We start from the raw sequence: 17,948 nt of genomic DNA, 5'->3' as shown, positions 1-17,948 counted from the left end.
GCCAGGAGCCGCCGGGGCCGCCGCAGCAGGCTGCGCAGGGCGGGCACTCGAAGATCCATGCGTCAACGGTACGGGGCACCGCTGACAAGCGCTGCCGACCTGGGGCTGAGCAGGTGCCCCTTCTCCGGGAGTACGGGGGTGCCGTGCCGTACCGCGGTCGTGGTACGGCAGGCGGCCCGGTCGCTTCCGTACCGGGCCGACCGCGGGTCCGCCGTGGTCTCTCGCGCGTTCTCCGTGCCCCTTCGGGGCGCCGGATCAGTCCTGCGCGTCCTCCGGGATCGACACCAGCCAGTGGGTGTCCTTGCGCGGGCGCAGGTACAGGGCCCAGTAGAGGGTCGCCACCGCGGTGATGCCGCCGGTCCACAGGAGGTAGCTGGTCTCCTGCTGGGTCAGGATGTAGGCGAGGACGGCGATGAGCAGGACGGGCACGGCGGGCCACAGCGGCATGCGCCAGGCGGCCGTGTGCTTGTGGGAGCCGCGGCGGGCGAGCAGGGCGGCGACCGCCACGAGCAGGTACATGCCGGTCACCGAGACGCCGGTGACGCCGTACAGGGTGTCGAGGTTGACGAAGCAGAGCACCGCGCCGGGGACGCCGACCGCGAGGGTGGCCACCCAGGGGGAGCCGAAGCGGCCGAGCTTGGAGAAGACGGTGTTGACCGGGCCGGGCCAGGCCTTGTCGCGGGCGGAGGCGAACAGGACGCGGGAGTTCTGGATGACCATGACGATGCCCGCGTTGATGATCGCGAGGGCCACGCAGAGGCTGACGAAGGTGCCGACCGCGGAGTTGGACCAGGCGGTGACCATGGAGCTGATGTCGCCGCCGGTCAGTTCCTTGAGGTCGGAGGCGCCCATGGTGATGGCGGCGACCGGCACCAGGATGACCACGGTGGAGATGGCGAGGGTGGCGAGGACCGTCCGGGCGACGTTGCGGCGCGGGTTCTCCAGTTCCTCCGAGAGGTAGACGGCGGTGGAGAAGCCCTGGGTGACGAAGAGGGCGATGGCGAGGCCGGAGACCACCAGCATGGCCGTCACGGTGTCGGTGTGGCCGTGGGCGCCGGCCACCTGCATCGAGACCAGGCTGCCCACCCCGCGGTGGCCGTGCGAGAAGCCCAGCAGGGCGACGACGCCGGCGGCGATGACCTCCAGGACCAGGAAGATGCCGGTGATCCAGGCGTTGGCGCGCAGGTCCAGCAGGCCGGCGAGGGTGGCCAGCAGCATCACTCCGGCGCCGGTCATGGACGGGTCCAGGTGGACCAGGGGGGCGAGGTAGTCCGCGGTGCCCATGGCGATCACCGGGGGCACGATCATCACGACCAGCAGGGAGAGGACGAAGACCAGCCAGCCCGCGAGGCGCCCGGCCATCGTGGAGACCATCGCGTACTCGCCGCCCGCGCTGGGGATCAGGGTGCCCAGCTCCGAGTAGCAGAACGCCACGGCTATGCAGAGCAGGGAGCCGATGGCGATCGTCAGGGCGGTGGCGGTGCCGAGGGAACCGAACAGGTCGGGGACGACGACGAAGAGCGTGGAGGCGGGCGTGACGCAGGACAGCGTCAGCAGCGTGCCGCCGACGACACCGATGGAACGCTTCAGCCCCGGTGCGGGGGCCGTCGCGGTGTCTACCACGGACTTCTGGAGCGTGTCGGTCATACGGCGGTTCCGATCGACGTGTGCGGCTGGGTGAGGGTCGGGAGCGCTATCGCCTCCGGCGGATCGTCGTACGTTCGTCTCGTCCGCTCCCGGCGCTGCATAGAGAACCCCGACGAAAACCACCACGTCAATGGCCGTTTACCTTCGGAATCCGCACCTGTGGACGACTGTGCGCCGCATCACTTTCCCAGGCTGTGAAGACTTATAAGCGCATCCATCAAGCTCACGGCGATTGTGACCTTGCTTTTGAAGGTCATCTGCTCGCCACTCCTTCGTCACCCGTTTCGTCCACCCTGAACGGGAACCGCAGCCAACGTTTCAAAAAAATGTCAGCAGTCCGGTATCCGGACGGCTAAACCAGTCGCGTCCATGTCAGTGGTGGCCGATAGAGTGCGCCGCGCACGGCAGACACACAGCTCTCGGGGTGGGGACATGAACAAGAGGCACACCGCCGCATGGGTCGGGTTCACGGCGGCAGCGCTGGTGGCGGCCTGCGGCTGCGGCACGGAGACCGCCAAGACGGCCGTCAAGGCGGTCGACAAGGCCGACCAGGCGATGGCGGCACTGACCAGGGCGACGGACCGGACGGAGCGGCTGGGCTCGGCCGAGGTGCGGATGACGACCGACCTCGGCACCGGCGACCCGGTCTCCATGAAGGGCACCTACTCCTGGGGCGGCTCGTACGCCTTCGACGCGGAGATGGACACCAAGGCCGCGAACATGCAGGCCATGAACCACTCCCCCACGACGCACGTCCTGTTCGTCGACGGCGCCTACTACTACGACGTCGACCGCTTCCGCTCCGGCCCGTACCAGGGCAAGGACTGGATCAGGATCGACAGTTCGGCCCTGTTCGGGGAGAAGGGCTCCCAGGCCCTCAGCGGCGACAACGGCAGCCCCTCCGCCTCCATGAAGGGCCTGAGGTACGCCAAGGACGTCCAGAACCTCGGCACGCAGACCGTGAACGGACGGCACACCACCCACTACCGCGGCGTCATCGACCGCGCACACATGGGCAAGTTCAAGGACGTTCTCGGCGAGGACAGCGCCATGAGCAAGGTGACCGGCGCGAAGTCGATCCTCGTGGACGTGTGGGTCGGCCCCGACGACCTGCCGGTGCGGTTCAAGGAGAAGATCGGCGTCATGACCGTCAGCATGGACTTCGACAAGTTCGGCAGGACGGCCACCGTGAAGGCGCCGCCCGCCGGGCGCGTCGCCGACCTCACCGACGTGGTCAAGGCGCGGCAGAACCAGCAGGGCTGACGGCAGCGGTGCCCCGCCCTCTCGCGCGGAGGGCGGGGCACCGTGGCGTCCGGGCTCAGTGGTTGCGCGGGAAGCCCAGGTCCACGCCCGCCGGGGCGTCGGCCGGGTCGGGCCAGCGCGTGGTGACGACCTTGCCGCGGGTGTAGAAGTGCGTGCCGTCGTTGCCGTAGATGTGGTGGTCGCCGAAGAGCGAGTCCTTCCAGCCGCCGAAGGAGTGGTAGCCCACGGGCACCGGGATCGGCACGTTCACTCCGACCATGCCGGCCTCGATCTCCAGCTGGAAGCGGCGGGCGGCGCCGCCGTCCCGGGTGAAGATCGCGGTGCCGTTGCCGAACGGCGAGGCGTTGATGAGCGCCACGCCCTCCTCGTACGTCCCGGCGCGCAGCACGCACAGCACCGGGCCGAAGATCTCGTCCTGGTAGGCCCTGGCGCTGGTCGGCACCTTGTCCAGCAGCGAGATGCCGATCCAGTGGCCGTCCTCGAAGCCCTCGACGGTGTAGCCGGTGCCGTCGAGCACGACCTCGGCGCCCTCGGCGGCGGCGCCCTTCACGTACGAGGCCACCTTGTCGCGGTGCGCCTTCGTGATCAGCGGGCCCATCTCGGACGCCGGGTCGTTGCCCGGACCGATCTTGATCTTCTCGGCGCGCTCGCGGATCTTCTCCACCAGCGTGTCGCCGATGGCGCCCACCGCCACGACCGCCGAGATGGCCATGCAGCGCTCGCCCGCGGAGCCGTAGGCCGCGCTGACGGCCGCGTCCGCCGCCGCGTCCAGGTCGGCGTCGGGCAGGACCAGCATGTGGTTCTTCGCCCCGCCCAGGGCCTGCACGCGCTTGCCGTTGGCGGAGGCGGTGGTGTGGATGTAGCGGGCGATCGGGGTCGAGCCGACGAAGGAGACGGCCTTCACGTCCGGGTGCTCCAGGAGGCGGTCGACGGCCACCTTGTCGCCGTGCACGACGTTGAAGACACCGTCGGGCAGGCCGGCCTCGGCCAGCAGCTCCGCGAGACGGACCGACGCCGACGGGTCCTTCTCGCTCGGCTTCAGCACGAAGGTGTTGCCGCACGCGATGGCGATCGGGAACATCCACATCGGGACCATCGCCGGGAAGTTGAACGGAGTGATGCCGGCGACGACACCGAGCGGCTGGCGGATCGCGGCCACGTCCACCCGGTTCGCGACCTGCGTGGACAGCTCGCCCTTCAGCTGGACGTTGATGCCGCAGGCCAGGTCGACGATCTCCAGGCCGCGCGCCACCTCGCCCAGCGCGTCCGAGTGCACCTTGCCGTGCTCGGCGGTGATCAGCTCCGCGATCTCGTCGCGGTGCGCGTCGAGCAGCGCCCGGAACTTGAAGAGGATGGACGTGCGCTGGGCCAGCGAGGACTGGCCCCACGTCGTGAAGGCGTCCTTGGCCGCCGCCACGGCCGCGTCCACCTCCTCGACCGACGCGAACGCGACCTTCGTGGTGACCGCGCCGGTCGCCGGGTCGGTGACCGGCCCGTACGCGCCCGACGCGCCTTCGACGGTCTTCCCGCCGATCCAGTGGTTGACGATCTTCGTCATGTCCGGAGACTCCTTCTCACAGATGGCGGCGTCGGGTCGAGACGTGCCGTTCGTACAGCTCACGTGCCTTGACCGCGGACGGTCGGGTCGCGGTCTCGGCCACAGGAACATCCCACCAGGCCTGCGCCGGAGGCGCCCCCGACACAGTGTCGGACGTTTCCGTCTCCACGTAGACACATGTGGGTGTGTCGGCCGCGCGCGCCTCCGCGAGCGCCGCGCGCAGCTCCCGTACGGTCTTCGCGCGCAGCACGCGCATGCCGAGGCTGGCCGCGTTGGCGGCGAGGTCGACGGGGAGCGGAGCGCCGGTGAAGGTGCCGTCCTCGGCGGTGTAGCGGTAGGCCGTGCCGAACCGCTCGCCGCCCACCGACTCCGAGAGGCCGCCGATCGAGGCGTACCCGTGGTTCTGCACGAGCAGGACCTTGATCGCGACGCCCTCCTGCACGGCGGTCACGATCTCCGTCGGCATCATCAGATACGTGCCGTCGCCGACCAGCGCCCACACGTTCCGCTCGGGCGCGGCGAGCTTCACCCCGAGGGCGGCCGGGATCTCGTAGCCCATGCAGGAGTAGCCGTACTCCAGGTGGTACTGGTCGTACGACCGCGCCCGCCACAGCTTGTGCAGGTCGCCCGGGAGCGAGCCGGCCGCGTTGATGATGACGTCGGACTCGTCCACCAGTGCGTCCAGGGCGCCGATGACCTGGGGCTGGGTCGGCCGGGCGTCGATCTCGTCGGCCTCGAAGCAGGCGTCGACGCGCTGCTCCCAGCGTTCCTTGTCCTCGGTGTACTCGCTGACGTAGCCGTCGGAGACGCGGTGGCCGTGCATGACCAGCGCCTCGGTCAGCTCGCCCAGGCCGCTGCGGGCGTCGGCGACCAGCGGCAGGCCGCCCAGTTTGTGCCCGTCGAAGGGCGCGATGTTGAGGTTCAGGAAGCGGACGGCCGGGTTCTCGAAGAGGGTGCCGGAGGCGGTGGTGAAGTCGGTGTACCGGGTGCCGACGCCGATGACCAGGTCCGCGGTGCGGGCCAGCTCGTCGGCGGTCGCGGTGCCGGTGTGGCCGACCCCGCCGACGTCCTGCGGATGGTCGTACCGGAGCGAGCCCTTGCCGGCCTGGGTGGAGGCGACCGGGATGCAGGTCGCCGCCGCGAACTCGGCGAGGGCCTCCTCGGCGCGGCTGTGGTGGACCCCGCCGCCCGCGATGACGAGGGGCCGTGCGGCGGAGCGGATCGCCCGGACGGCCTCCGCCAGCTCGGTCGGGTCCGCGCCCGGCCGCCGTACGGTCCACACGCGCGTGGAGAAGAACTCCTCCGGCCAGTCGAAGGCCTCCGCCTGCACGTCCTGCGGCAGGGCGAGCGTGACCGCGCCGGTCTCCACGGGGTCGGTGAGGACCCGCATGGCCTGCAGGGCGCTCGGGATCAGGGCCTCCGGGCGGGTGACGCGGTCGAAGTACTTCGACACCGGGCGCAGGGTGTCGTTGACCGACACATCGCCCGCGTACGGCAGCTCCAGCTGCTGGAGGACCGGGTCGGCGGGGCGGGTGGCGAAGACGTCGCCGGGCAGGAGCAGCACCGGGAGGTGGTTGATGGTCGCGAGGGCGGCACCGGTGACGAGGTTCGTCGCGCCGGGGCCGATCGACGTCGTGACCGCGTGCGTGGACAGGCGGTTCGACTGGCGGGCGTAGCCGACCGCCGCGTGCACCATGGACTGTTCGTTGCGGCCCTGGTGGTACGGCATGACGTCGGCGTACTCGACCAGTGCCTGGCCGAGGCCGGCGACGTTGCCGTGCCCGAAGATGCCCCAGGTGGCGCCGATCAGCCGCTGCCGCTCGCCGTCCCGCTCGGTGTACTGGGCGGCGAGGAAGCGGACGAGCGCCTGAGCGACGGTCAGCCGGATCGTCATCGGTATCCCCCTGTGCTGTCTACGTGGTCGGGGTGGAAGCAGATCCGCCATTCCCGGGTCTCGCCCGGACCCGCCATGACGTTCAGGTAGTACATGTCATGCCCGGGCTGGGCGATGGACGGGCCGTGCCAGCCGTCGGGGACGAGGACGGCGTCACCGGAGCGGACCTCGGCGAGGACGTCGGCACCGCCCTCCCGCGAGGGGAACACCCGCTGGTAGCCGAGCCCGTTCGGACCGTCGATCTCGAAGTAGTAGATCTCCTCCAGCTCGGACTCCTCGCCCGGCCGGTGCTCGTCGTGCTTGTGCGGCGGGTAGGACGACCAGTTGCCGCCCGGTGTGATCACCTCTACGGCGATCAGCTTGTCGCACTCGAAGGAGTCGGCGGAGGCGAAGTTGCGCACCCGGCGGGCGCAGGTGCCGCTGCCGCGTTCCTCGACGGGGACCTCCGGCGCGGGGCCGTAGCGGGCGGGGAGTCGTCGCTCGCACTTCGCTCCTGCCAGGGCGAAGCGGCCTCCCGCGCCGGAGGCGATCAGGACCTGGGCGTCCCGGGGCACGTACGCGAAGTCGGAGACGTCCGCGAACACGCATTCCCGGCCCAGGAGTTGGAACTCGTTGTGCTCCGTTTGTACGGTACATCCGCCTTCCAGCGGAAGCACGATCCACTCACTGTCCCCGGTGGTGAACGTATGGCTGCCACCGGGCGGCAGCTCGACGACACGCAGGCTGCTGTGTGTCCAGCCGGCCACCTTGGGACCGATGTCGACGGCGTACTGGGGATTCGCGGTGGCGCCCCGGGGCAGATGCAGGTCGGTGCTGGTCATGCGGCCCTCACAGCAGTCCTACGGCGGTGTCCACGGCGGCGGCCACGTCGCCGTCCGCCGGGTACAGCAGCGAGCGGCCGACCACCAGGCCGCGCACAGTGGGGAGTTGGAGCGCGCCGCGCCACTTCTCGTAGGCGGCGACCTGGTCCTCGGGCGAGTCGCCGATGTCCCCGCCGAGCAGCACGGCGGGCAGCGTGGAGGTCTCCATCACCCGGGCCATGTCATCGGGGTTCTCGGTGACCGGCACCTTCAGCCAGGTGTAGGCGGAGGAGCCGCCGAGACCGGAGGCGATGGCGATGGACCGCGTGACCGCCTCGGCGGACAGGTCGTTCGTCACCTTCCCCGCGGGGCTGCGGCGGCTGATGAACGGCTCCACGAACACCGGCAGCCGGCGCTCGGCCATGGCGTCGATGGCGCGGGCGGTGGATTCCAGGGTGGTCAGGGAGCCCGGGTCGTCGTAGTCGACGCGCAGCAGCAGCTTGCCCGCGTCGAAGCCGAGGCGCTCGATGTCCTCCGGGCGGTGGCCGGTGAACCGGTCGTCCAGCTCGAAGCTGGCCCCTTGCAGGCCGCCGCGGTTCATGGAGCCCATCACGACCTTGTGGTCCAGGGCGCCGAGGAGGAGCAGGTCGTCCAGGATGTCGGCGGTGGCGAGGACGCCGTCGACGCCGGGCCGGGACAGCGCGAGGCAGAGGCGTTCGAGCAGGTCGGCGCGGTTGGCCATGGCGAGCTTGCGGTCGCCGACGCCGAGCGCGCCCCGGGCCGGGTGGTCGGCGGCGACGATCATCAGCCGCCCGTTCTCGTTCAGCAGCGGCCGGCGGGCCCGACGGGCGGCGGCCTCGGCGATCGCCTCGGGGTGCCGGGTGCGGATCCGGACGAGTTCGGCCACGTCGACACGGCGGTACGCGGTGCCTGCGGCGCCTTCGCGGGGAGGGGGCGCGGTGTCTTCGGGGCCGTTGCCGGAGCCGCCCTCGGGGTGTGTGCCCGTGACACGGCCGGCCCTCACAGCACCGCTCCGGCGTCGAGCGCGGCGGCCACCTCGTCGGGGGTCGGCATGGCGGAGGAGCACTCCAGGCGGGAGGCGACGATGGCACCGGCCGCGTTGGCGTGCCGCATGATCGTCTCCAGGTCCCAGCCGGCCAGCAGGCCGTGGCAGAGGGAGCCGCCGAAGGCGTCCCCGGCGCCGAGCCCGTTCAGGACGGTGACGGGCAGGGGCGGGACCTCGGCGGACTCACCCTTCTGGTTGACGGCGAGGACTCCCTTGGGTCCCTGCTTGACGACGGCCAGCTCGACACCGGCGTCCAGCAGGGCGCGGGCGGCGGCATGCGGCTCGCGCACTCCGGTCGCGACCTCCACCTCGTCCAGGTTGCCGACGGCGACGGTGGTGTGGCGCAGGGCCTCGGCGTAGAACGGGCGGGCGGCGTCGGGGTCCGACCAGAACATGGGGCGCCAGTCGAGATCGAAGACGGTGATGCCCGCCCTGGCCCGGTGGGCGAGGGCCGCGAGGGTCGCCGTACGGCTCGGCTCCTCGCTCAGGCCGGTGCCGGTGACCCAGAAGATCCGGGCCTCGCGCAGCGCGTCCAGGTCGAGCTCGTGGGCGTCGATCTCCAGGTCGGGTGCCTTGGGCTGCCGGTAGAAGTAGAGCGGGAAGTCGTCCGGCGGGAAGACCTCGCAGAAGGTGACGGGAGTCGGCAGGCCGGGGACGGGGGTGACCCAGCGGTCGTCGACGCCGAAGCCGCGCAGCGCCTCGTGGAGGTAGGTGCCGAACGGGTCGTCACCGGTGCGGGTGATCACGGCGGTGTGCCGGCCGAGGCGGGCCGCGGCGACCGCGACGTTCGTCGCCGACCCGCCCAGGAACTTGCCGAAGGACGTCACCTGGGCGAGCGGGACACCGGTCTGGAGCGGGTAGAGGTCCACTCCGATCCGCCCCATGGTGATCAGGTCGTAGGCCATCGGCTTCCCTTCGTCATGGCTCTCCCCGGCTTTCTAGTCCCGCAGGCCGAGCCATGTCAATGTTTTGTCCGGACATTCGGACCAGTTGCCCGTCCGGGGGCTCGGCAGGGGGCTCGGCAGGGGGCTCGGCAGGGCCCCGCCGGGGTGCCGGGCCGGCGGGCGAGCCGAGTTGCGGGCGCGCCGTGTGTGGCCGCCGTGTCACAAAGACCTCCTTCTCGTCACGCATGTCACGCGTATGCGGGTTCTCGGTCACACCCGGTCGACAGGCAGGCTCCGCCGGTCACTCTCCGTCGTTCACCGGACACAGGCTTGGTGACCAGCGCAGCGCCCGGTCCCCCCGGCGGCCCTTCCCGGTCGCCGCCGCGGTGCGCGCGGGGAGGTGCAACGCATGACCGACCGAAGGCTCTGGTCCTACAAGGAGATCGCGGCGCACATCCGGGTGCAGCCGGACACCGTGCGGTCCTACCGCAAGCATGGGCTGCTGCCCCCGCCCGACCACGTCGAGCGCGGCAAGCCCTACTGGTACGCCGACACCGTCCGCGCCTGGGTCGCCTCCCGCCCCGGCAACCGCGGCCGCAGAGAGGACTGACCGGACCGGCCCGCTCGCGCGGACACGGTGCCGGGCAACGGGGAAGCGGTGGTGGGTGCCCGGCTCTCGGGTGCCGGGCTCTCAGCTCCAGGGCTCGATGACCGTGACCCCCGCGCCCGGCGCCGTGTCCATCGCCGCGAGGGCCGCCGGTGCCGCGTCGAGCGTGATCCTCCGGGTCACCAGGAGGTCCGGGCGCAGCACACCGGAACGGACCAGCTCGAGCATGCCGGGGTAGGTGTGGGCGGCCATGCCGTGGCTGCCGAGGAGCTCCAGCTCCAGGGCTATGACGCGGGCCAGCGGGACCGGGGTGGTGCCGTCGGGCGAGGCCAGCAGGCCGACCTGGACGTGCCGGCCGCGGCGGCGCAGGCCGTTCACCGAGGCCGCGCAGGTGGCGGGCGAGCCGAGGGCGTCGAGGGAGAGGTGGGCACCCCCGCCGGTCAGCTCCCGGACGGCGGCGGCCGGATCGGACACGCCGGTCGCGTCCAGGCACTCGGCGGCACCGAACGTCCGCGCCAGCTCCAGGGCACGGGGTGACACGTCGACCGCGACGACCCGGGCGCCCGAGGCCGCCGCGATCATCACCGCCGACAGGCCGACCCCGCCGCAGCCGTGCACCGCGACCCACTCCCCGGCCGCCACCCGGCCCTGCTGCACCACGGCCCGGAACGCGGTGGCGAAGCGGCAGCCGAGGGCGGCGGCGGTGGCGTACGCCATGTCGTCCGGCAGCGCGACGAGATTGACGTCGGCGTGGTCGAGCGCGACATATTCGGCGAAGGAACCCCAGTGGTGGAAGCCGGGCTGGGTCTGCCGCTCGCACACCTGCTGGTCGCCCGCCGCGCAGGACGGGCAGCTGCCGCAGGCGCAGACGAACGGCACGGTGACCCGGTCGCCGGGCCGCCAGCCGGTCACCCGTGCGCCCACCGCCTCGACCACACCGGAGAGTTCATGCCCCGGCACGTGCGGGAGCGTGATGTCCGGGTCGTGCCCCATCCAGCCGTGCCAGTCGCTGCGGCAGAGGCCGGTGGCCTCGACACGGACGACCACACCGTGCTCCGCGGGCTCCGGGTCGGGTACGTCCCGCACCTCGGCCGGCTTTCCGTACTCCTCGAACATCACAGCTCGCATGCACGCTCCTTCCGGGAACCTGCGCGAAGGCTAGACGCTCCGGGGTCCGCCGGGGTGTGCCGCCAGTTCGGGTTCGTCGAGGCCGGCGGGGCCGTTCCCCGCGTCTCTCCGGGGCGCTTCCTGCTCGCCCTCGCTCAGACCGAACCGCTCGTGGAAGCGCCGCAGGCCGCGCGGGGCCCACCAGGTCGCCCTTCCCGTCAGGCGCATGACGGCCGGCACCAGGAGACTGCGGACCACCATCGCGTCCATCAGCACCGCGAGCGCGATACCGAGGCCGAGCATCTTGGTGTTGGTCACCCGGGAGGTGCCGATCGCCACCATCACCACGGCCAGGATGACCGCCGCCGCCGTGATCAGGCCACCGGTGCGCTGGAGGCCGAGGCGGACCGCCCGCTCGTGGTCGCCCGTGCGGTCGTACTCCTCCTTGATGCGGGAGAGCAGGAACACGCCGTAGTCCATGGACAGGCCGAAGGCCACGCAGAACATCAGCACGGGCAGGGTGGTCTCGATGGAGCCGGGGCTGGTGAAGCCGAGCGGGCCGGACAGGTGGCCGTCCTGGAAGACCCAGACCACCGCGCCGAACATCGCCGTCAGGCTGAGCGCGTTGAGCACCACGGCCTGGAGGGGTATCAGCACGCTGCCGGTGAGCAGGAAGACCAGCAGGAGCGTGACGACGGCGATGAACCCGGCCGCCCAGGGCAGACGCTCCGCTATCGCGTGCTTGGTGTCCACGAGGACGGCGGCCGTGCCGGTGACCTTGGTGGCGAAGGGGGCGTCCAGCGCGCGCAGGTCGCCGACCAGCCGCTGGGCCGGGTCGTCCACGGCTTCTCCCCTGGGCTGGACCGTGAAGTAGGCGGTCTCGCCCTTGACCAGGGGGCCGTCGACGCGGACCACCTCGGGCAGGGCGGCCATGCGCTGCTTGTAGGCGGCGTACTGGGCGTCGGTGGCCCGGCCCTCGGCGAGGACTTCGAGGCCGCCGCCGGGGCTGCCGGGGAAACCCTCACGGAGGTGCTGCTGCACCACGTGGGACTCGGCGGTCGAGGGCAGCTGCCGGTCGTCGGCCGTACCGAACCTGACCCCCAGGAAGGGCAGTCCGAGCAGCACGAGCAGGGCGGTGGTGCCGGGGGCGAACAGCGGGGCGCGGCGCATCACCAGGCCGGCCGTACGCGCCCATGCGGTGCCGCCCTCGGCCGGCTTCGGCGCGCGGTCCCGGCGGAAGAGGCGGCGCAGGTCCAGGGAGTTGACCCGGTGGCCGAGCAGGATCAGCGCGGCCGGGAGCAGGATCAGGGCGGCCGCGGCCGCGAGGAGGACCACGGCGATGCCGGCGTAGGCGAAGGACCGCAGGAAGTACTGCGGGAAGATCATCATGGCGGCCAGGGAGACCGCGACCGTCAGGGCGGAGAAGAGCACGGTGCGGCCGGCCGTGCGCAGGGTCGTCCCCACGGCGGTGGACGGGTCGGCGCCGGTGGACAGTTCCTCGCGGTAGCGGCGGACGATGAACAGGGCGTAGTCGATGGCGAGGCCGAGGCCGAGCGCCGTGGTGAGGTTCAGCGCGAAGACCGAGACGTCGGTGAAGGTGGTCAGGCCGCGCAGCACGGCGTTCGTCCCGAGGATGGCCACGACCCCGATGCCCAGCGGGAGCAGGGCCGCGACCGCGCTGCCGAAGACCATGACCAGCAGCACGAGCGTGATCGGCAGGGCGATCAGCTCGGCACGGGTGAGGTCCTCCTTGATGACCGTCTGCATCTCGTGCCGCACCGCGACGATGCCGCCGATCCTCACCTCGACGGGGCCGTGCGTGCCCCGGTAGTGCGGGGCGATGCGGTCCAGGGTGCGGCCCATCGCGCTCTCGTCGCCGGTGACGCGGGCGGCGATCAGCGCCTCGTGGCCGTCCTCGGCACGCAGGGCCGGGGCCTGTGCGGGTGCGGTCTGCCAGTAGGAGCCGACGCCGGTGACGCCCGGCTCCTTCGCGAGCCGCGCGGCCAGGGCGCGGGCCTGCGCGGCCACCGCCGGGTCGTCCACCGAGGCGCGGCCCGCGTCGACCAGGAGCAGCAGGTTCGGCTCGGAGGCGGGGAACTCGCGCTCCAGCGCCTTGGTCGCGTACGTCGACTCGGCGGCCGGGTCCTCCCAGCCGCCGCTGCCGAGACGGTCCGCGACCCCGCTGCCTGCCAGCACGGCGAGCGCGGTGAGCACCAGGGCGACCAGGAGCGACAGGCGTGGCCGGGCGGTGACGAATCGGGTCCAGCCACCGGCCCGCGGTCGCCGGCCCCCGGACAGCGGCGCCTTGTTGACATCGGTCATCGTGCGGTGTCCCCTTCACCGTGACCAGCGCTGACGTGCGCGAGCACGGCAGCATGGTTCAGCCATTGCCTAGACTGGCAAACACGAGAGATCGCTCGCGTTTCACCAGAATGCGAGCGACCACTCGCGTTTGTCAATCGTGTTCGGAGAGCTGGGGATAACGCGTGCCCGACACCACACAGAAGGACGGCACCTCGCGGGCCACAGGCAAGGACGGCACCGCTGGGCGCGGCACCGCTGGGCGCGGCACCGCGGAGACCGGCACTCCCGAGCGCCGCACCGCGGAGACCGGCACCGCTGAGCACGGCACCGCTGAGCACAGCGCCGCCGGGAAGGAGCAGGCGCCGCGCCGCCGCCAGGCCCGCGGCGAGCGCCGTATCGCCCAGTTGCTCGAGGCCGCCGCCCAGGTCTTCTGCACCACCGGCTACACCGCCGCCAGCACCAACGCCATCGCCCGCGCGGCGGGCGTGTCGCCCGGCACGCTCTACCAGTTCTTCCCGAACAAGGAAGCGATCGCGATCGAGCTGGGCGACCGGCTGATGCACGAGATGCGGGAGGCGTACGGCGAGGCGCTGGCCCCCGTCGACCCCGCCACGCCGCTGGAGGAGGCGATCGGCGCGGCCGTCGACCGGTTCATGGCCTTCAACACCGACCATCCGGTCTTCTTCGCGCTGATGCACGGACCCAACATCCCGGGCCGGATGGCCGAGGCGCACGACCAGCTGCACACGACGGTGATCGGCCGGATCGAGGCACTGCTCGGCTCACTGATGCCCGGCACCGACCCGGCCGACGTCACCCGCACCGCCCGCGTCTGCCTCGGCATCTACAAGGCCGGCCTGGAACTCGTCCTGGCCCACGAGGGCGCCGAGCGCGCCGCGTACGTCCGGGAGACCAAGGACGCCCTGATCCGCTACCTGGAACCCCTGGTCGGCGACCGGCTCGGCCACACCTGACACGGAACGGGGAACCCGGGGCGGGGTTCCCGCTGGAGTCATACCCCCTAGGGGTATAGTCTGGAGGAGATGGGGTTCCTCCCTGGCCTCCACGGCCTCCGCGGACCCCACCGGCCCCATACGCCTCGACGAGGAGTAACGACATGACCGCTCAGACCGACACCACGGCCCCCGTCACCACCGTCTACAAGGTGACCGGCATGAGCTGTGGCCACTGCGAGGGCTCCGTCTCGGGCGAGATCTCCCAAATCCCGGGCGTCACCTCGGTGAAGGCCGTCGCGTCGACCGGCGAGGTGACCGTCGTCTCCGAGGCCCCGCTGGACGAGGAGGCCGTGCGCGCCGCAGTGGACGAGGCCGGTTTCGAGCTCGCCGGCCAGGCCTGAGGAAGACCCTCCGTTTCCCCGACCGGGCCGTGCCGACCAGCTCATACTGGATCCGTACGGTCCGGTCCGATGTCTGGAGTCCGGACATGACCAGCACCACAGCAGAAGCCGCGGAGACAGCCGCGGCCACGGGCGACACCTCCGAGGTCGAGCTGCTCATCGGCGGGATGACCTGCGCCTCGTGCGCCGCCCGGGTGGAGAAGAAGCTCAACCGGATGGACGGCGTCAGCGCCACCGTCAACTTCGCCACCGAGAAGGCCAAGGTCACCTTCGCCGACGGCGTCCAGGTCGCCGACCTGATCGCCACCGTGGAGCGGACCGGCTACACCGCCGAAGAGCCGCCACCACCGCAGCCCGCGCCCGGAACGGAACCGGAAGCCCCCGCGCCGGACGCCGAACTCGGCGCCCTGCGCCGGCGCCTGCTCGTCTCCGCGCTGCTCGCCGCCCCCGTGGTCCTGCTCTCGATGGTCCCGGCGCTCCAGTTCGACAACTGGCAGTGGCTGTCGCTCACCCTCGCCGCGCCGGTCGTCGTCTGGGGCGGCGCCCCCTTCCACCGGGCCGCCTGGACCAACCTCCGGCACGGCGCCGCCACCATGGACACCCTCGTCTCGGTCGGCACGCTGGCCGCGTTCGGCTGGTCGCTGTGGGCGCTGTTCTTCGGCGACGCGGGCATGCCCGGCATGCACGACGAGTTCCGGTTCACCGTCTCCCGCATGGACGGCGCCTCCACGATCTACCTGGAGGTGGCCGCCGGGGTCGTCGCGCTGATCCTGCTCGGCCGCTATCTGGAGGCCCGCTCCAAGCGCCGCGCGGGAGCCGCCCTGAAGGCCCTGATGGAACTGGGCGCCAAGGACGTGGCGGTGCTGCGGGAGGGCCGCGAGGTACGGATACCGGTGTCGTCCCTGGCCGTCGGCGACCGGTTCGTGGTCCGGCCCGGCGAGAAGATCGCCACCGACGGCACGGTCGTGGAGGGCGTCTCCGCCGTGGACGCCTCCATGCTGACCGGCGAGTCGGTGCCGGTGGACGTCGGCCCCGGCGACCGGGTCACCGGCGCCACGGTCAACGCGGGCGGCCGGCTGGTCGTGGAGGCCACCCGGGTCGGCGCGGACACCCAGCTCGCCCGGATGGCGAAGCTGGTCGAGGACGCGCAGAACGGCAAGGCCGAGGTGCAGCGGCTCGCCGACCGGATCTCCGCCGTCTTCGTCCCCGTGGTCATCCTCATCGCGCTCGGCACCTTCAGCGTCTGGCTGGGCGTCACCGGCGACACCGTGGCCGCGTTCACCGCCGCCGTCGCCGTCCTGATCATCGCCTGCCCCTGCGCGCTGGGCCTCGCCACGCCGACCGCGCTGATGGTCGGCACCGGGCGCGGCGCGCAGCTCGGCATCCTCATCAAGGGCCCCGAGGTACTGGAATCCACCCGCCGCGTGGACACGGTCGTCCTGGACAAGACGGGCACGGTCACCACCGGCCGGATGAGCCTCCAGGCCGTGTACGTCGCCGAGGGCGAGGACGAGAAGGAGCTGCTGCGGCTCGCGGGCGCCCTGGAGCACGCCTCGGAGCACCCGGTGGCCCGCGCAGTCGCCGCGGGCGCCGAGGAACGCGCAGGCGCGCTGCCGACGGTGGAGCACTTCGAGAACGTGCCCGGTCGGGGCGTACGGGGGCGCGTGGACGGCCGCGAGGTGGCCGTGGGGCGCCTGTACGACGACGTCCCGCAGGAGCTGGCCCGCGCGGCCCGCGAGGCCGAGCAGGAGGGTCGTACGGCCGTCGTGGCGGGCTGGGACGGACGGGCCCGCGGGGTCCTGGCCGTCGCCGACGCGGTCAAGGAGACCAGCGCCGAGGCGGTCCGCGAGCTGCGGGCGCTGGGGCTGACGCCGGTGCTGCTCACCGGGGACAACCGGACCGTCGCCGAGGCGGTCGCGCGCACGGTCGGCATCGACTCCGCGCACGTCTTCGCCGAGGTGCTGCCCGAGGACAAGGTGGACGTCGTACGACGGCTCCAGCGCGAGGGCCGGTCCGTGGCCATGGTCGGCGACGGCGTGAACGACGCCGCCGCGCTCGCCACGGCGGACCTGGGACTGGCCATGGGCACCGGCACGGACGCGGCGATCGAGGCCGGCGACCTGACGCTGGTGCGCGGTGACCTGCGGGTGGCCGCGGACGCGATCCGGCTGTCCCGGCGGACGCTGGCCACCATCAAGGGCAACCTGGTGTGGGCCTTCGGCTACAACGTCGCCGCGTTGCCGCTGGCCGCCGCGGGGCTGCTCAACCCGATGATCGCGGGGGCGGCGATGGCCTTCTCCTCGGTGTTCGTGGTGACCAACAGCCTGCGGCTGCGGGCCTTCCGGTGAGCCCTGCGTGAGGCAGCGGCGATTGCCGGGGCGGATGTCCCGGTCCCCCTAGAGTCCGGCGCGAGCCTCACATAAGCTCTTCACAAGGCTCGCGCATCATCCTTACGCTTGAGTCCCGATCGCCGTATCGGGGCTCTTGCGTACTTAAAGGACATATGCAAGAGACGCAGATCACAGTGATGCGAACGTAACCATCGAAGGGGTTCGAAGGTCTAAGTTGGCGATGTCAGACCAGCGTCTTGGGGGGCGCTGACTGGCATCTGGGGATGTCTTGGGGGACTTCCTCAGAGATGCGTTGCCGGGGCACGCACACCGGGAAGCTTTGAGCGGCCCTTCCGGCGTGCGTTGTCCCGGCAGATCGCACCGCATCACTGGAGCAGGCCGAGTTTTGCTCGTTCTGCTCACAGACAGCGATTCAGGCGCTGTCCTCTCCTAGCGCCCGGCCGGATCCCGTGGGGGGAATCCGCACCGGGACATGGGAAGGCGCCCTGGTCGTCGGCCCGTGGGGGGACCGGCGTCTCAGGGCGCCTTCCGCTTTTTCCGTTCGCACCGCCGGCCCGGAGCCCGCCCCGGCCAGCGCTCAGGGCCCGCCCGGTACAGGGCAGGCCCGCTGCTCAGTGGGTTCAACGCTCCTCGACCGGCACGAATCGCCCCCGGCTCGCGAGCAGCCCTCGGGCGGCCCGGCCACAACAGCGCAGCACACCCGAAGAGGCGGGTCTCCGACGGGACGCCCTGAGCAGTGCCCACACTGGAAGGTCTCAGCACCCCCCGACCGGCACGAAGCCGCGCTCAACACGAGCAGGGACGTCCGGGTTACCCCCGGCCGCGAGCAGGCGCCCCTTCGGGCAGCCGGACCACATCAGCCCGGCACACCCGAAGCCGAAGAAACGAGCCCCAGCAGCGCCCCTCACGGCGCCCCTCACCGGCAGGTGTCAGCACTCCTCGACCGGCACCGAACCGCCCTCGACCACGACCGTGGCCGTCCGGATCGCCGCTCGGCCCACGCGCGGCCCCGGCCACTTCGGGCGGCCCGGCCACGACAGCCCGGCACACCCGAAGCCGAAGAAACGAGCCCCAGCAGCGCCCCTCACCGGCAGGTGTCAGCACTCCTCG

13 protein-coding genes are annotated in these 17,948 nt (G+C 71.8%); 5 read left to right on the top strand and 8 right to left on the bottom strand.

Annotated features, from left to right (window positions below; translation table 11 throughout):
* Positions 1–255: 255 nt before the first annotated feature.
* A complete protein-coding gene (locus ABZV94_RS08860) occupies positions 256–1,647 on the bottom strand; it encodes an APC family permease (protein ID WP_356338690.1) in 1,392 nt (463 codons plus the stop codon).
* 432 nt (positions 1,648–2,079) lie between these two features.
* Between ABZV94_RS08860 and ABZV94_RS08855 the strand changes: the two genes are divergently transcribed.
* Positions 2,080–2,910: a hypothetical protein gene (locus ABZV94_RS08855; protein WP_356338688.1), complete on the top strand. Its 831-nt coding sequence runs from the start codon at positions 2,080–2,082 to the stop codon at positions 2,908–2,910.
* 55 nt (positions 2,911–2,965) lie between these two features.
* Here the strand turns inward: ABZV94_RS08855 and mmsA are convergent, their stop codons facing one another.
* The 5 genes from mmsA to iolC form a co-directional block, all read right to left on the bottom strand.
* Positions 2,966–4,468 (bottom strand): CoA-acylating methylmalonate-semialdehyde dehydrogenase, encoded by a 1,503-nt coding sequence (gene mmsA / locus ABZV94_RS08850; RefSeq protein WP_356338687.1) that lies wholly within the window; start codon positions 4,466–4,468, stop codon positions 2,966–2,968.
* 16 nt (positions 4,469–4,484) lie between these two features.
* Complete coding sequence (gene iolD, locus ABZV94_RS08845) at positions 4,485–6,362, bottom strand: 3D-(3,5/4)-trihydroxycyclohexane-1,2-dione acylhydrolase (decyclizing) (protein ID WP_356338685.1); 1,878 nt, start codon at positions 6,360–6,362, stop codon at positions 4,485–4,487.
* On the bottom strand, positions 6,359–7,183 hold the full coding sequence (iolB, locus tag ABZV94_RS08840) for a 5-deoxy-glucuronate isomerase (RefSeq protein WP_356338683.1): 825 nt from the start codon (positions 7,181–7,183) through the stop codon (positions 6,359–6,361). Before iolB ends, iolD begins: the two co-directional genes overlap by 4 nt.
* 7 nt (positions 7,184–7,190) lie before the next feature.
* Complete coding sequence (locus tag ABZV94_RS08835) at positions 7,191–8,069, bottom strand: deoxyribose-phosphate aldolase (RefSeq protein ID WP_356338682.1); 879 nt, start codon at positions 8,067–8,069, stop codon at positions 7,191–7,193.
* A 113-nt stretch (positions 8,070–8,182) separates the two neighbouring features.
* On the bottom strand, positions 8,183–9,133 hold the full coding sequence (iolC, locus tag ABZV94_RS08830; RefSeq protein WP_356338679.1) for a 5-dehydro-2-deoxygluconokinase: 951 nt from the start codon (positions 9,131–9,133) through the stop codon (positions 8,183–8,185).
* A gap of 388 nt (positions 9,134–9,521) precedes the next feature.
* Between iolC and ABZV94_RS08825 the strand changes: the two genes are divergently transcribed.
* Positions 9,522–9,722 (top strand): MerR family transcriptional regulator, encoded by a 201-nt coding sequence (locus tag ABZV94_RS08825; RefSeq protein ID WP_356338677.1) that lies wholly within the window; start codon positions 9,522–9,524, stop codon positions 9,720–9,722.
* Positions 9,723–9,803: 81 nt separating this feature from the next.
* Here ABZV94_RS08825 and ABZV94_RS08820 read toward each other — a convergent pair whose 3' ends face one another.
* Together ABZV94_RS08820 and ABZV94_RS08815 are read right to left on the bottom strand one after the other, a co-directional pair.
* Complete coding sequence (locus ABZV94_RS08820; protein ID WP_356338675.1) at positions 9,804–10,847, bottom strand: zinc-dependent alcohol dehydrogenase family protein; 1,044 nt, start codon at positions 10,845–10,847, stop codon at positions 9,804–9,806.
* Between the two features lie 30 nt (positions 10,848–10,877).
* Positions 10,878–13,148: an MMPL family transporter gene (locus ABZV94_RS08815; RefSeq protein ID WP_356338672.1), complete on the bottom strand. Its 2,271-nt coding sequence runs from the start codon at positions 13,146–13,148 to the stop codon at positions 10,878–10,880.
* Positions 13,149–13,312: 164 nt separating this feature from the next.
* Between ABZV94_RS08815 and ABZV94_RS08810 the strand changes: the two genes are divergently transcribed.
* The 3 genes from ABZV94_RS08810 to ABZV94_RS08800 all read left to right on the top strand — a co-directional run bounded on the left by ABZV94_RS08810 (position 13,313) and on the right by ABZV94_RS08800 (position 16,835).
* Positions 13,313–14,104 (top strand): TetR family transcriptional regulator, encoded by a 792-nt coding sequence (locus tag ABZV94_RS08810; RefSeq protein ID WP_356338670.1) that lies wholly within the window; start codon positions 13,313–13,315, stop codon positions 14,102–14,104.
* A gap of 143 nt (positions 14,105–14,247) precedes the next feature.
* Positions 14,248–14,487 carry a heavy-metal-associated domain-containing protein gene (locus tag ABZV94_RS08805; RefSeq protein ID WP_356338668.1) on the top strand — a complete coding sequence of 80 codons (240 nt, stop codon included), beginning with the start codon at positions 14,248–14,250 and terminating at the stop codon, positions 14,485–14,487.
* A gap of 86 nt (positions 14,488–14,573) precedes the next feature.
* The gene (locus ABZV94_RS08800; RefSeq protein ID WP_356338666.1) at positions 14,574–16,835 is read left to right on the top strand and encodes a heavy metal translocating P-type ATPase; all 2,262 of its coding nucleotides are present in this window, start codon (positions 14,574–14,576) and stop codon (positions 16,833–16,835) included.
* The last annotated feature ends 1,113 nt before the right edge of the window (positions 16,836–17,948 follow it).

The sequence above is a fragment of the Streptomyces sp. NPDC004658 genome (assembly GCF_040609555.1).
In the GTDB taxonomy this organism is placed as follows: Bacteria; Actinomycetota; Actinomycetes; order Streptomycetales; family Streptomycetaceae; genus Streptomyces.
This window is presented reverse-complemented; position numbering and strand designations above follow the sequence as displayed.

Bases quoted from the DNA above. Each gene is read 5' to 3' on its own strand.
- ABZV94_RS08805 (WP_356338668.1), top strand. From the start codon at position 14,248: ATGACCGCTCAGACCGACACCACGGCCCCCGTCACCACCGTCTACAAG.
- iolB (WP_356338683.1), bottom strand. From the start codon at position 7,183: ATGACCAGCACCGACCTGCATCTGCCCCGGGGCGCCACCGCGAATCCC.
- ABZV94_RS08825 (WP_356338677.1), top strand. From the start codon at position 9,522: ATGACCGACCGAAGGCTCTGGTCCTACAAGGAGATCGCGGCGCACATC.
- ABZV94_RS08820 (WP_356338675.1), bottom strand. From the start codon at position 10,847: ATGCGAGCTGTGATGTTCGAGGAGTACGGAAAGCCGGCCGAGGTGCGG.
- ABZV94_RS08815 (WP_356338672.1), bottom strand. From the start codon at position 13,148: ATGACCGATGTCAACAAGGCGCCGCTGTCCGGGGGCCGGCGACCGCGG.
- mmsA (WP_356338687.1), bottom strand. From the start codon at position 4,468: ATGACGAAGATCGTCAACCACTGGATCGGCGGGAAGACCGTCGAAGGC.
- ABZV94_RS08800 (WP_356338666.1), top strand. From the start codon at position 14,574: ATGACCAGCACCACAGCAGAAGCCGCGGAGACAGCCGCGGCCACGGGC.
- iolD (WP_356338685.1), bottom strand. From the start codon at position 6,362: ATGACGATCCGGCTGACCGTCGCTCAGGCGCTCGTCCGCTTCCTCGCC.
- ABZV94_RS08855 (WP_356338688.1), top strand. From the start codon at position 2,080: ATGAACAAGAGGCACACCGCCGCATGGGTCGGGTTCACGGCGGCAGCG.
- iolC (WP_356338679.1), bottom strand. From the start codon at position 9,133: ATGGCCTACGACCTGATCACCATGGGGCGGATCGGAGTGGACCTCTAC.
- ABZV94_RS08860 (WP_356338690.1), bottom strand. From the start codon at position 1,647: ATGACCGACACGCTCCAGAAGTCCGTGGTAGACACCGCGACGGCCCCC.